Below are 13,457 nucleotides of genomic sequence, written 5' to 3' on the forward strand. Positions count from 1 at the left end.
CCCGGTCCGCTTACAGAACCTGATCCAGCACCCGTTTCAAACGCGCGATGGTGCCGTCCACGTCGTACAGCTTGTCGAGCCCGAACAGACCCAACCGGAACGTGCTGAACCCTTCGGGCTCATCACATTGCAACGGAACACCTGCGGCAATCTGCATGCCAAGTGCCGCAAATCTCTTGCCGTTCTGGATTTCGGGATCCGAGGTGTAGCTGACCACAACTCCGGGCGCGCCGAAACCGTCGGCCGCAACCGAAACGACACCCTTGTCCTTGAGCATCGATCGCACACCATCACCCAGCGCCCACTGCGCCGCACGCAACTTTTCGAACCCGTATTCACGAGTCTCTGCCATGGTGTCGCGGAAGGCCAGCAACGCATCGGTCGGCATCGTGGCGTGGTAGGCGTGGCCCCCGTTTTCATAGGCTTGCATGATCTGCCGCCATTTCTTCAGATCAAGGGCGAAACTGTCGGAACTGGTCTGCTCCAGACGTGCCTCTCCGCGTTCAGACAACATGACCAGACCGGCACATGGCGAGGCGCTCCACCCTTTCTGCGGCGCCGAGATCAGAACATCGACACCGGTGGCTTTCATGTCCACCCAGGCGCAACCCGACGCAATGCAATCCAACACCATCAACGCACCCACCTCATGCGCCGCGCTTGCCAGCACGGTCACATAGTCATCCGGCAGAATGACCCCCGCCGACGTTTCGACATGCGGAGCAAAAACAACACCGGGCTTTTGTTCGCGAATCGCGGCGACGACCTCTTCGATCGGAGCAGGGGCAAAAGGCGATGGGCTGGAATTGCCAGTCTCGCGCGCCTTCATGACTGTGGTCGAGTTTGTCAGAGACCCGCTTTCAATGATCTGGCTCCACCGGTACGAAAACCATCCATTGCGAACCACAAGCACATCTGCGCCGTGCCCGAACTGTCGGGCGACCGCTTCCATGGCATAGGTTCCACCGCCGGGAATAACGGCGACGCCATCTGCATTGTACACGCCCTTCAACATATCCGAAATGTCGCGCATCACCTGCTGAAACTTCTGCGACATATGGTTCAGCGAGCGGTCCGTAAATACGACCGAGAATTCTTCGAGCCCGTTCGGGTCAACGGTTTCCAGCAAGCCTGGCATGGCGCATCCTCTCCAAAGCGTTTTCGAAGTCTTGTCCGCTTTGTCAGTTCGGGTAAAGCCCTTTCGCGGCAAAATTTGACCCAACGTAAAGCTTAACAAACACATAATTTTTTTCGCTTAAATTCGTGAAAGCACGAAAATGACGCCAACCAGTGTCACTTCCCCTTTACACTTCTACTTGCTTCTGAACAGATGCGCACACTTTATACTTGAAGGGATAGATTCACCCGTGACGATACAAAAGCGGATCAGCTTCCAGTTCGTTCGAGACGAAGTAAAACGACGCATTGAAAGCCGTGTCTGGCCACAAGGATCGCTTTTGCCGACGGAGACCCAACTGGCAGAGGAGTTCAATTGCGCCCGGGCCACTGTGAACAGAGCCTTGAGAGAACTGGCCGAACAGGGCTTTGTCGAGCGCAAACGCAAGAGCGGCACACGTGTCAAGAAAGAGCCCAGCAAACACGCCAAACTCGAATTGTCACTGGCGCGGCAAGTGGTCGAAAGCCAGAATGCAAACTATCGTTATGCGCTTGTGGAAAGGAATGTCGTCACCAGCCCAGGATGGCTTTCCTCGCAGATCAACGTGGCACCGGATGCGCGTGTTCTACATGTAATCTGTATGCACTATGCGGACAATCGGCCCTTCCAGATGGAAGAACGATGGATCAACATCGAGGCCGTACCTGATGTGGAGGACGCGGACCTGTTCGAACAGGGGCCACATGAATGGCTGTTGACGGCCGCACCTTTCACCGATGCCGAGGTCGCTTTCTGTGCCATTTCCGCAGATGCGCGACTGGCAGAATTCATGGGCACCACGGCGGGAACATCCATGATTCAAATGGAGCGCACCACCTGGAAAGAAGACAGGCCGCTTACCTTTGCGCGCATGACGCATCATCCGGGCTATTGCATCCGCACCAAGTACTGACTCTGTTCAGCCAATGGGACCGGGCAGACGTTCTTCGCTCAGCAGAACATTGGCCTCGACGTCGCCTGCACCCGGCAGAGTCATGATCCGGCGCCGCAAAACACGTTCGAAATCGGCCAGGTCCCGGGCCACGACACGCAGTCGATAATCATACAGCCCCAGCACATGCTCGACGGTCTGCACCTCGGGAACGGCACTGACAGCGCGCTCAAAATCTTCAAGGCTGACTTGGCCCTTGCGCCCCAGCTTGATGCCCAGAAAGACTGTGACACCGAATCCCAGCGCCTCGGCATTCAGACGCAGCCGACGGCCCTTGATTATTCCTGCGTCTTCCAGCCGGCGAATGCGACGCCAGGTGGCGGGTTGGGATAATCCGAACCTGCGCCCCAATGCTCCGGCACTTTGCGTGGCATCCTGTTGCAGCGCGCGAAGAAGACGGCGATCAATCTCATCCAGCTCGATCATACCGGCAGCACCTCGTCCCGCTTGACCCGCGCGATGTGCATAAGGGCTTCGATATCGGCAATATGCGGCAGGGTCAGAATCCGGTCGCGATAAAGCTGCTGATAGTGCTTCATGTCTCTTGCAATGACGGAAAGACGAACATCGACACGACCCAGAAAGGTCTGGATTTCGATCACCTCTGCCACGTCACGCGCCGCCTGCGTGAAATCGTCGAAAGCGCGGGCCTGCGTCTTGTCGAGCGTGATCCGAAGTGAAACCTCGACGGCATATCCCATCGCGGCCCAGTCTATCACGGCCTCCTGCCCTTCGATGATCCCTGCGGCCTGCATCTTTTCGATTCGCCGCCAGCAGACACCCGCGCTGATCCGGCAAAGATCGGCCAGTTCCGCTGTTGTCAGGCTCGGGTCTGCTTGAAAGTGGCGCAGAATGCGCCGATCAATGTCATCAAGCATGATTTTTTCACAGTCTCCGATTTCTGCGAATTATTCTTCATCTTTTTTGCAAATACTCAAGCCCAACCCTATCGCCATTGCGCGAACAGGCAGATACAACCGCCGCAATCAAACCAGAAAGGACCGGCGAAATGCGCGTCTATTACGATCGCGATTGCGATATCAACCTGATCAAAGACAAGAAAGTGGCTATCCTGGGCTATGGGTCGCAAGGTCACGCGCACGCGCTGAACCTGCGCGATTCAGGCGCAAAGAACCTGGTCATCGCCCTGCGCGAAGGTTCGCCTTCGGCCAAGAAAGCCGAAGCAGAGGGCCTGGAAGTCATGGGCATCGCCGAGGCGGCCGCCTGGTGTGACGTGATCATGTTCACCATGCCCGACGAGCTTCAGGCCGAGACCTACAAAAAATACGTCCACGACAACATCAAGCCGGGCGCGGCCATCGCCTTTGCCCACGGCCTGAACGTCCATTTCGGCCTGATCGAGCCGAAAGAAGGCGTCGATGTCATCATGATGGCCCCCAAGGGCCCCGGCCACACTGTGCGCGGCGAATACACCAAAGGCGGCGGCGTACCCTGCCTGGTCGCTGTCCACAACGATGCAACCGGCAAGGCGCTGGAAATCGGCCTGTCCTACTGCTCGGCCATCGGTGGCGGGCGCTCGGGCATCATTGAAACCAACTTCCGTGAAGAATGTGAAACCGACCTGTTCGGCGAACAGGCCGTTCTGTGCGGTGGTCTGGTCGAACTGATCCGCTGCGGCTTTGAAACTCTGGTCGAAGCCGGTTACGCCCCTGAAATGGCGTATTTCGAGTGTCTGCACGAAGTGAAGCTGATCGTTGACCTGATCTATGAAGGCGGCATCGCCAACATGGATTATTCGATCTCGAACACCGCCGAATACGGCCAGTATGTCACCGGGCCGCGTATCCTGAAATACGACGAGACCAAAGCGCGCATGAAAGAGGTTCTGAACGACATCCAGCAGGGAAAATTCGTTCGTGACTTCATGCTGGAAAACGCCGTTGGCCAGCCGACCATCAAAGCGGCGCGCCGCGCCAATGACGAGCATATGATCGAAGAAACCGGCGCCAAGCTGCGCGGCATGATGCCGTGGATATCGGCCGGAAAGATGGTCGACAAAGAAAAGAACTAAGAAGGGCGGAAGCCTGTCACAGGGCGGCCCATGTGGCCGCCCTTTTCGTTTGAATAAAGGTCCGGCAAGGCACATAAACAGCCGGCCAGGTTTAATTTTTGGCGCAGCCGCGCGTTCCAACAGGACAATCAATGGTTCAACAGCCGACAAAACAGGACTGGAGCGGCGTCTTCACGCTGGGCCTGATCTGGGGCGCGACCTTCATGGTCGTTGCCATGGCACTTGAAGGGTATGGCCCAATCACCGTTGCCACCTCACGAACCACGCTGGGCGCTGTTACCCTGTTGCTGATGATGAGGGCGACCGGTCGCAAGCTGCCGGTTCTGACGCCGGCGCTGAGTGTTTCGATTGTCCTTATTGGCGTGCTGTCCACTGCCGTGCCATTCATGTTGCTGAGTTGGGGGCAGCAATTTGTGCCATCTGCTTTTGCGGGGCTGTCTATGGCGGCCATCCCGCTGATGGTGCTGCCGCTGGCGCATTTCTTCTCGGATGAACCACTGAACCTGCGCCGGTTTCTGGGGGTGTGCCTTGGCTTTTCCGGGGCGCTGGTTTTGATCGGACCCGGCCTTGCACAATTGGGCCAGGGGGCCGAACCCGTCGCGCAACTGGCCTGCATCACGGCGGCGCTGTGTTACGCAAGTTCATCCGTGCTGACTCGACGCTGCCCGCCGGTTGACCCTTTGGTACTGGCTGCCCTGACGCTGGTTGTCGGCGCCGCGCTTCTTCTGCCCATAATGCTGCTCACCGAGGGGCTGCCGACCTGGCAAGGCCCACGCCCGACAATCGCCCTGATCGTTCTGGGTTTGCTGCCAACTGCGTTTGCCACCCTTTTGCGCGTTTCGATCACCCGCAGCGCCGGGTCGGTTTTCCTGACATTGGTGAATTACCAGGTGCCGATCTGGTCGATGGTGTTCGGCGCATGGATCCTGTCCGAGGCCCTGCCCCTGCGCTTTTTCATCGCTCTGGCCCTGATCCTGACCGGCATGGCCATCAGCCAGTGGTTCAGCCTGCGAAAGGTTTTGTTCGGGAATTAGCTTGTGGCGGCTTCGACCTCTGCCACGATGCTGTCGACAACTTGGGTCAGCAACCCATCGTCTTCGCATTCAGCCATCACGCGGATCAGAGGTTCTGTCCCGGATTTGCGGATCAACAACCGGCCCTGCCCGTTCAGCCGCGCCTCGGCATCGGCGATGGCCGCCTGAACACTTTGAACCTCCAACGGTGTTTGATCGCTGGAGTAGCGCACATTCTTCAGCAACTGCGGAACGGTTTCGAACTGCTTGGACAGATCAGATGCCTTGCGCCCCGACAGAACCATTTCCGCCAGAAAATGCAGACCAGCCATCAACCCATCACCGGTGGTGGCGTAATCGCTCATCACGATATGGCCGGACTGTTCCCCACCAAGGTTGAACCCGCCTTCACGCATCCGTTCGACCACGTAGCGATCACCGACGGCCGTTCGCTCCAGACGCAAACCCTGCGCTGTCAGATGGCGTTCCAGGCCCAGGTTGGACATGACGGTCGCGACCAGAGCGTCGCCCTTCAACTGGCCCGATTTCTTCCATGCCGTCGCCAGCAAAGCCATAAGCTGATCGCCGTCAGCCACCTGACCGGTTTCGTCGACCACAACCACTCTGTCCGCGTCGCCGTCCAGACAAATGCCCACGTCGGCGCCATGCGCGACAACGGTTTCTGCGGCCAGTTGTGGCTTGGTCGATCCGCAGTTGAGATTGATGTTCTTGCCGTTGGGCGCGATTCCCACGGGGATCACTTCTGCGCCCAGCTCCCACAGAACCTCCGGCGCGGTGCGGTGGGCTGCGCCGTTCGCACAATCGATCACCACCTTCAAACCATCCAGACTGACGTTCCGCGGCAACGACGACTTCACACGTTCGCCATAGCGAAACCGTGCGTCATCAACCCGGCGCGCCCGGCCGATATTCTGCGCCTGGGCGGGTCTGACGCCTTCGTCGATCAGTCTTTCGATCTCGACCTCGGCCTGATCGGACAGTTTATAGCCGTCCGGCCCAAAGAACTTGATTCCGTTGTCTTCGGCAGGGTTGTGGCTGGCCGAGATCATGACGCCCAGATCAGCCCTCATGGAGCGCGTCATGAGGCCAACGGCGGGCGTCGGAACGGGCCCCAGCAGCAGCACGTTCATTCCAGTGGACGTCAAACCGGCCGTCAGCGCGTTTTCCAGCATATAGCCGGACAAACGCGTATCCTTGCCGATGACAACCCGGTGCACTCCTGTCGCGTCGCGCCGGAAATACCGCCCGACTGCGGCCCCGATGCGCAACGCCATCTCTGCCGTCATCGGATGCGTGTTGGCGGTGCCCCGCACCCCGTCGGTTCCGAACAGCTTGCGCATAGGTGTCACTCCGTGATTTGCCGTGCGACCGGATTACCGGACAGCAGCCCATAGGCGCAAGGCCTGAGAGGTCTCGGCCACGTCATGAACGCGGATGATCTGCACGCCCTGAGACAATCCCGCCAGAGCCACCGCGATTGATCCCGGCGCGCGGGCAGTCTTGCAAGGCTCTTTTCCGATGGTGCCAATAAAGCCCTTGCGCGACACGCCCAACAGGATCGGGCAGCCCAAGCCGTGGAACAGGCTGAGATTGCGCAAAAGGGTCAGGTTGTGATCCTCGGTCTTCCCAAACCCGATCCCGGGATCCACAACGATCTGATCGCGGCTCAGGCCAAGACGTTCCAGCAACGCGATCTGGCCTTCGAGAAAATCGTAAACATCCAGCAATACATTGTCGTATCGCGGATTGATCTGCATCGTCGCCGGATCACCCTGCATGTGCATGACACAGACAGGCACACCCTGCGCGGCACAGAACGGTGCCAACGCCGGATCGAAGGTGAAGCCCGAGACATCGTTGACCAACCCTGCCCCGGCCGCGCAGGCAGCCTTGGCGACATCGACCTTTCGTGTATCGATGGAAATCAAAGCGCCTGTTTCCGACCGGATCGCTTCGATCAACGGGCGGGTTCGCGCGATCTCTTCCCCGGCCGGGACAAAATCCGCACCCGGACGGGTGGACTCTCCGCCGATATCCAGAATCGTGGCACCATGCGCCACCATATTCACCGCAGCCACGCGAGCAGCATCTACCGAGCTGTGAACACCGCCATCCGAGAAACTGTCCGGCGTGGCATTCAGAATCCCCATGATATGAGGCACCTGCATATCAAGGCCCGCCACGTCAGCCCGCGGTTGGATCAAACGGCTCAGGTAATCTGACGGAACGTCCGAGGCCGCGACGATTTCGGGTTCGGACCCGCGCCGCAGGGCTTCGACATGGGTGAACCAAAGGGGTTGACCCGCCAGCGGCACAGCACCTGCGGGACGGGTCCTTCCATGCTGGACCAGTGGTCTGAAATAGGTTCTCACAGCTGAGCCTGATCCACCGCTACAGCGCGCAAGGGCGTTTTGGGTTCCGTCGGCAAAGCGCCGCCGATCACCATCATTTCGCTCGCTTCAAAGGTCGCCGCGAACCATGCAGCCAGCGCCACGGCATCCGACGGGGCGGCAGACGGGCCGTCAACGGCATCCAGGACGATCTTGGATGGGGCCCAGACACAGATCTGGCCATTCTTCATCGCCCAATCCAATTCGGTCCGCGTCGAGACCACCACACAGCGATGATCCCGTGCCGCCAGAACCCAGGCATTCTGTTCAATTGCCAACAGGTCAATTCGGCGTTGTGTCATCGCATGACCCGTTTGCGGAGCGGCCAGGTCGGACGCCCCAACGCACAGGATCAGCGGGCGCTGGCGGTTCTCCAACTGATCGATCCAACCCTTCAGGTTCTCCGACGCGATGGCGTCATTCGACAGGAAGACAAGGCGGGGATGCGGGCGTTCTTCTTCGGCCACCTCATGATGGACAGAGTCTTTTCCGCGCACGATCTCAACCCCCAACGCACCCGGGCCCCGATCCAGTTTTTCGATGCGAACAAAAACCCTTACAGCCTGAGGTTCAAGCAGGATGCGTTCCGCAACGCGTTCGGCCAATGTCTCAAGCAGGTTCAGACGCTCGGCCGCCAGCTCATAGGCGATGGATTCCGTTACCCGGTCATATGACAGGATGCGATCCACATCATCATCAATCGGGTCCGTCAGAGGCCGGACTTCGACCACGATGTTGAAGCAGATCCGCTGGGTTGTTCCCCGCTCGGCCTGGAAGGCGCCGATTTCGACTTCGACGATATGGTCGCGCAACGAGATACGATCCAACGGCCCCCGAGGAGACGTCGCCTCGGACCGTTCGGACGGGTGTGCGAATGCCAGACGGATTTCAGAACTCATGGGTCAGGCCTTTTCGGGCTCGTTGCATCGTTTGCTTACTATAGGCGTCGCGAGGGCCTATAGCACTCAAACAAGCGCCATTCCAACCGCCGAATGCGGCGTCACGAGACCCGAAACCAGCTCATCATCCCCGAAGCAGCATGCCCAAGCATATGACAATGCAGCAACCAGTTCCCGGGATTGTCCGCGATCAATGCAATTTGGCGCGCCTGTCCCCGCCCGACCAGAACGGTATCACGCCAGGGGCCCAGAGAGCCATCGTCCATGATCAGCCGGAAGTGATGCCCGTGCAGATGCATTGCGTGCGGAAATGCGGTTTCATTCACGAACTCGATCCTGTGCAAACTGCCGACGGCCGCATCCAGAAACGGATCTTCGGGGCGCTCGGCGTAACCGTTCAGCGCCCAGAATTTGCCCAATTGCGCCAGCTCGCGGCCTGACAGTTCGGTTTCACCCAGCCGGGCGCTTTCCAGCCAGCGCATTGCACCACCTTGCAAAACCATCCGGTGCGTTCTGGCATGTCGAAGATTCCCGATCTCAGGCAAAGGGTTAGGCGGCAATGCTGACACGCCCTGCCTGTTCGCCCCGGCAGCGTTTCCACCGACCTCGAACCGTGCCAGCCCAAAAGAACCATCTCTTTCGACGCTGACCAGGCTTGCCGTTTCGCCCTCGGTGACGACATCCACTATCAGATCCGCACGCTGCGCAGGTGCAAACGGGAAAGAGCCCGTCAGCCGCAGCGGTGTTTCCAAGGGCATTCCATCCAAGGCGACGATCCACCCCGAAAGACCATCAAGATCCAGGTCAAATATCCGGGCATTGGAGGCGTTGACCAATCGCAGTCGCAGTCGCTCGTTTCTGCGTACCGCAAACGCGGGATCGAATGATCCGTTGACGGTCAGGATGTTCCCAAGCCGGCCTGCATGGCTCAGATCATGGCCATTGTCGAAATCATCCGTTATCTGCGCGGTCTCAGGGTTCAACCGCCAATCATCCAACATCAGCACCAGATCCTGATCAACATCCGGTGCCGTGGCCTCTGCAACGATCAGCGGCCCATAAAGCCCGCGGGCAACTTGTTCCATCGACTGGTTGTGCGCGTGGTACCAATAGGTGCCCGCATCCGGGGCAACGAAGTCATAGTCAAAAGTGCCGCCCGGTTCGACGACATCCTGCGTCAGGCCAGGCACACCATCCATGGCGTTGTCTATGCGTATCCCGTGCCAATGCACCGATGTGGGTCGGGGAAGGTCATTCACCAGCTTGCGCTGAACGCGTGCGCCCTGATCGACCTTTATTACCGTACCGGGGACTGTGTTACCGTAACTCCAGACCGCCGTGTCAGGAAACCCATCAGGCGCAACGCGCTGCCGGCTCAGATGCGCCTTGAGCGGCGGATAACCGGCGGCCCCGGCCGCGGCCGGCGCAATGGCGACTGCGGCGGCTGTTTTCAGAATCTGTCGTCGGGTGAAAAGCATTACGGGCCTCCTGGGCCCGTAATATAGACTGCAACCTGCCACGCGCCATCAAGCTTCCAGCGCGGGTGCGTCAATCAGTTGCTCGCTGTCCGGTAGTTGTGGCGGTAGAAAATGTGCACACCGATCCGCGCAGTCTGTTTATAGACCCGCGACCAAGATGGCCGAACCGCGGTCGTGTGGTAGTGGGTCGCCCCTTCGGTCAGCTCTTGGCCGATACCATCAATGGCCGCCCGAGCGACCTTGGACACGCGCTCATAAGCTTTCTTCTCGTGGATGACCTCTTTGCGACCGTCACATGTATAGGTGAACTGGCACTGGTATTTCTTGCCGGTGCCCTGGCGGATCACACCACACAGTGAACTTGGAAAGCGGCTGCTTTTGACCCGGTTCAGAATGACCTCGGCCACCGCAAACTGACCACGCACGCTTTCGCCACGCGCTTCGAAGTACAGCGCCTCGGACAGGCACTTCCAGTTTTCGTCACCGGTCGCCTTGGGCTGTTGGTCTAGCCAGTCCTTGGAGTATGTTACTTCAACAGGTTTGGCCGCCTTGCGCGGTTGGAAAAGTTTGAAATAGTCGCGAAAACTTTGCGCCGGCAATTCGCTGCGGGCGACAAGTTCTTTCTTTGCAGTATCAATTGCTTCCCTCTCGGCGAAGGACGCACTCGGCAGCACGGTTGCCGCCATTGTGGCAACAGCCATTATGTAACGTAGCATCAGATAACCTCGCACAGGCACTTCACGCGCCATACCCTCCCCCGGCGGGCGCGACGAGGCATCTAACGCAATCGAGCGCAAAGGTCCAGTCTTTCGGAAAATGCAAGTGGAATCTTGCCCGCAGCGAAGATAAATTTCGCCTGCGAGTGTTCAGATAACCCACTAATCCTTGGGTTTTCAGCCCCTGTCAACCCCCAAGTCTGGAGGAAATCGCCAGTTGAGCGGCAGCCAGCCGAGCGACAGGAACCCGGAAGGGCGAACACGAAACATAGTCGAACCCCAAATCCCTGCAAATGGCGATTGATTCGGGGTTTCCGCCGTGTTCTCCGCAAACCGACAGGGTTACATCCGGTTTCGCGGCTCGTCCCCGCTCGGCTCCCAGCTTCAGCAATTCCCCGACCCCATCCGGATCAAGAACGTGGAACGGATCTTCGCCGAAGACACCCTGGCGAACATAGGCGGACATGAACCGGCCGGCATCGTCGCGGGACAGACCATAGGTCATCTGCGTCAGGTCATTGGTACCGAAACTCATGAACGCGGTCTGCGGGGCGATCTCTTCTGCGCGCAGACAGGCACGCGGGGTTTCAACCATCACACCCAGCCGATATTCAAATTCCTGCCCTCGTTCTGACGCGACCGCTGCCGCCACCGAATCGATGCGGGACTTGACCAGTTCGACCTCTCGTTTCGCAGAGACCAGCGGGATCATCACTTCGGGCACGACCGGGGCGCCGTTCTTTCTGGCATCAAGCGTGGCTTCGAAGATCGCGCGCGCTTGCATGTCATAGATTTCCGGCACCGTTACGCCCAGGCGAACGCCGCGCAAACCCAGCATCGGGTTGTATTCAGTCATCGCATTGACCCTGCGTTCGACATCGGAAACCGGCAAATCCAGCGCCTCGGCCAATTCCCGTTGACCGCTGCGCGTGGTGGGCAGGAACTCGTGCAAGGGCGGGTCGAACAGGCGAATACAGACAGGCTGCCCTTCCATGATTCTGAACAGTTGAACAAAGTCTTCACGTTGCATCGGAAGCAAACGTTCCAGCACAGCCGCCCTGCCTGAAGACGTTTGCGCAAAAATCATCTCGCGCATCACGATCAGGCGACCGGGTTCAAAGAACATATGCTCCGTCCGGCACAGGCCGATGCCCTGAGCCTGAAAATTGCGCGCCGTCTGCGCATCGGCCGGCGTGTCGGCATTGGCGCGGATGTCAATATCACGCTCGGCATCGGCCCACGCCATCAATGTCTGAAAACAATCATCCAACGCGGCCTCAAGCATGGCAGGCTGCCCTGCCAGCACCTGACCGGAACTGCCATCGATTGTCAGAATATCACCGGTTTTGAAAACACGGCCATCGGGCGCGGTCAGCATCTTCTTTTTAGTCTGGAACCGCATGTCTGAGGCACCAACGATACAGGGCAGGCCAAGTCCACGACCAATCACGGCGGCGTGGCTGGTCATGCCGCCCTTTTCCGTCAAAACCGCCACGGCGGCATGCATCCCGCGCACATCCTCGGGCGAGGTTTCGCGGCGGACCAGAACGCAGGCCTCTCCGCGCGCGGCACTGGCCTGCGCTTCTGCGGATGTAAACACGATCTTTCCGGTTGAGGCGCCCGGGCTGGCACCGATGGCCGTCGTCAACACATCACGCCGCGCTTCCGGATGGACCTGCCGGTGCAAAAGTTCATTCAACGCATGGGGGTCCACACGCATCACCGCCTCTTGCGGCGGTATGATCCCGTCTTCAGCCAGACGAACGGCGATCCGCATCGCCGCGCGCGACGTTCTCTGAACCCGGACGCCATCCAGAATGTGCACTTTGCCGTTTTGAATGACGAACTCGACCTGCATTTCTTCGCGCAGTTTTTCGCGCATCAGCGCGGCTTGTTCTTTCAACTCGGCAAAGGCTTTGGGTGCGACTTCTTCAAGCGACGGTCCTCGCGGGTCTTTTTCAAGAAACAGCGCGGCCACATCTTCGCCCAGCGCATCCCGGCCCTGGCTCTGGCTCAGGTAGCGCCCCGTGATCTGCGGCATTCCGGTGGTGGAGTCGACCAGTTGAAGCACGCCTGATCCGCATTCACCCTGCCCGACGCCCGGGATCATCTCTTGAATGACAAGCCCAAGACCGGCATCTGCCGGAGCACCCTTGGCCTGCCGCAGCAGCCGGGCGGATGTCCCGTCCCATGCGCGGGCCATCGAGCGCAAAACTCCGATCAACTGCTCACCCCGGTCCTGCGGGAAGGCTTCATCCGTTTCATCTTCGTAGGCGCGCAGGGAATGGCGCAAGCCTTCGCTGCCATCCATGTCGATGTCATCGAACACATCCGCGTCCAGCCGCGCCACGTGGATCGCATAGCTTTGAACGAACCTGAGATACAGCGCAGCAGCGGCCTCTGCCCCCATGGTGTCGGACAGGTCCACATAGCGTGCATCATTCATGCCAATGTTCAGAACCGCACCGGGCCCACCCCAGTCGGGATCTTCAGAACTTGGCCGGACGCACAGCAAGGTCGTGGGATCGAATTGCTCAAGGATCGCGTCAAGGTTCGGAACGTCGCCTTCCGCAATCTGATGGACCGCATCAAACGACAAGGCGACGGTCCGGGGCACCGGCAGATCCAGTCGGACCAGCCGTTGCAGACACTTGGCCCGCCCGCCATGGGTATGGGCCGTGACCGGAGCATCGGATGTAATGAGCGTGGTATGCGGATTATTCTGCACTGCAGCACCTTTTGATTTGAGTGCAGCATAAGCGCTTGCGCCCTTCGTGCAAGGGCGTTGTGGGCACGCATC

12 protein-coding genes are annotated in these 13,457 nt (G+C 59.1%); 3 read left to right on the top strand and 9 right to left on the bottom strand.

All coding sequences use genetic code 11. The features are described 5' to 3' along the window. Window positions 1-10: 10 nt before the first annotated feature. Entirely contained in the window at window positions 11-1,138 is a 1,128-nt protein-coding gene (locus tag ACR0C6_RS06605) for an aminotransferase class V-fold PLP-dependent enzyme (RefSeq protein WP_480618699.1), read from the bottom strand. A 229-nt stretch (window positions 1,139-1,367) separates the two neighbouring features. Between ACR0C6_RS06605 and ACR0C6_RS06610 the strand changes: the two genes are divergently transcribed. Further along, window positions 1,368-2,069 (top strand): GntR family transcriptional regulator, encoded by a 702-nt coding sequence (locus ACR0C6_RS06610; RefSeq protein ID WP_371809324.1) that lies wholly within the window; start codon window positions 1,368-1,370, stop codon window positions 2,067-2,069. A 6-nt stretch (window positions 2,070-2,075) separates the two neighbouring features. Here ACR0C6_RS06610 and ACR0C6_RS06615 read toward each other — a convergent pair whose 3' ends face one another. Together ACR0C6_RS06615 and ACR0C6_RS06620 are read right to left on the bottom strand one after the other, a co-directional pair. Then, window positions 2,076-2,534, bottom strand: a complete 459-nt coding sequence (locus ACR0C6_RS06615; RefSeq protein WP_171206860.1) for an Lrp/AsnC family transcriptional regulator — start codon at window positions 2,532-2,534, stop codon at window positions 2,076-2,078. Next, complete coding sequence (locus tag ACR0C6_RS06620) at window positions 2,531-2,986, bottom strand: Lrp/AsnC family transcriptional regulator (RefSeq protein WP_171119589.1); 456 nt, start codon at window positions 2,984-2,986, stop codon at window positions 2,531-2,533. Before ACR0C6_RS06620 ends, ACR0C6_RS06615 begins: the two co-directional genes overlap by 4 nt. Before the next feature lie 131 nt (window positions 2,987-3,117). Between ACR0C6_RS06620 and ilvC the strand changes: the two genes are divergently transcribed. Both ilvC and ACR0C6_RS06630 read left to right on the top strand, forming a co-directional pair. Then, window positions 3,118-4,140 carry a ketol-acid reductoisomerase gene (ilvC, locus tag ACR0C6_RS06625; protein ID WP_171170636.1) on the top strand — a complete coding sequence of 341 codons (1,023 nt, stop codon included), beginning with the start codon at window positions 3,118-3,120 and terminating at the stop codon, window positions 4,138-4,140. 131 nt (window positions 4,141-4,271) lie between these two features. Continuing rightward, a complete protein-coding gene (locus ACR0C6_RS06630) occupies window positions 4,272-5,174 on the top strand; it encodes a DMT family transporter (protein WP_171231853.1) in 903 nt (300 codons plus the stop codon). On the opposite strand, the gene glmM is transcribed toward ACR0C6_RS06630, so the two are convergent. The 6 genes from glmM to ACR0C6_RS06660 all read right to left on the bottom strand — a co-directional run bounded on the left by glmM (window position 5,171) and on the right by ACR0C6_RS06660 (window position 13,385). Then, on the bottom strand, window positions 5,171-6,514 hold the full coding sequence (gene glmM, locus ACR0C6_RS06635; protein ID WP_171228515.1) for a phosphoglucosamine mutase: 1,344 nt from the start codon (window positions 6,512-6,514) through the stop codon (window positions 5,171-5,173). The genes ACR0C6_RS06630 and glmM overlap by 4 nt on opposite strands. 33 nt (window positions 6,515-6,547) lie before the next feature. Continuing rightward, entirely contained in the window at window positions 6,548-7,546 is a 999-nt protein-coding gene (gene folP / locus ACR0C6_RS06640; protein WP_480444798.1) for a dihydropteroate synthase, read from the bottom strand. Next, window positions 7,543-8,463 carry a dihydroneopterin aldolase gene (locus tag ACR0C6_RS06645; protein WP_152457620.1) on the bottom strand — a complete coding sequence of 307 codons (921 nt, stop codon included), beginning with the start codon at window positions 8,461-8,463 and terminating at the stop codon, window positions 7,543-7,545. The genes folP and ACR0C6_RS06645 overlap by 4 nt, the downstream gene beginning before the upstream one ends. A 101-nt stretch (window positions 8,464-8,564) precedes the next feature. Further along, the gene (locus ACR0C6_RS06650) at window positions 8,565-9,941 is read right to left on the bottom strand and encodes a multicopper oxidase family protein (protein ID WP_480618700.1); all 1,377 of its coding nucleotides are present in this window, start codon (window positions 9,939-9,941) and stop codon (window positions 8,565-8,567) included. Window positions 9,942-10,015: 74 nt separating this feature from the next. Continuing rightward, window positions 10,016-10,657, bottom strand: a complete 642-nt coding sequence (locus ACR0C6_RS06655) for a cell wall hydrolase (RefSeq protein ID WP_170346602.1) — start codon at window positions 10,655-10,657, stop codon at window positions 10,016-10,018. A gap of 187 nt (window positions 10,658-10,844) precedes the next feature. Further along, a complete protein-coding gene (locus ACR0C6_RS06660; RefSeq protein ID WP_171119583.1) occupies window positions 10,845-13,385 on the bottom strand; it encodes a putative PEP-binding protein in 2,541 nt (846 codons plus the stop codon). Between the last annotated feature and the right edge of the window lie 72 nt (window positions 13,386-13,457).

It is taken from the genome of Ruegeria sp. AL12 (genome assembly GCF_056540885.1).

What these genes read in the sequence shown, in the direction of transcription:
- ACR0C6_RS06620 (WP_171119589.1), bottom strand. Translation starts at nt 2,986, where the DNA reads ATGCTTGATGACATTGATCGGCGCATTCTGCGCCACTTTCAAGCAGAC.
- glmM (WP_171228515.1), bottom strand. Translation starts at nt 6,514, where the DNA reads ATGCGCAAGCTGTTCGGAACCGACGGGGTGCGGGGCACCGCCAACACG.
- ACR0C6_RS06650 (WP_480618700.1), bottom strand. Translation starts at nt 9,941, where the DNA reads ATGCTTTTCACCCGACGACAGATTCTGAAAACAGCCGCCGCAGTCGCC.
- ACR0C6_RS06630 (WP_171231853.1), top strand. Translation starts at nt 4,272, where the DNA reads ATGGTTCAACAGCCGACAAAACAGGACTGGAGCGGCGTCTTCACGCTG.
- ACR0C6_RS06615 (WP_171206860.1), bottom strand. Translation starts at nt 2,534, where the DNA reads ATGATCGAGCTGGATGAGATTGATCGCCGTCTTCTTCGCGCGCTGCAA.
- ACR0C6_RS06655 (WP_170346602.1), bottom strand. Translation starts at nt 10,657, where the DNA reads ATGCTACGTTACATAATGGCTGTTGCCACAATGGCGGCAACCGTGCTG.
- ilvC (WP_171170636.1), top strand. Translation starts at nt 3,118, where the DNA reads ATGCGCGTCTATTACGATCGCGATTGCGATATCAACCTGATCAAAGAC.
- ACR0C6_RS06645 (WP_152457620.1), bottom strand. Translation starts at nt 8,463, where the DNA reads ATGAGTTCTGAAATCCGTCTGGCATTCGCACACCCGTCCGAACGGTCC.
- ACR0C6_RS06605 (WP_480618699.1), bottom strand. Translation starts at nt 1,138, where the DNA reads ATGCCAGGCTTGCTGGAAACCGTTGACCCGAACGGGCTCGAAGAATTC.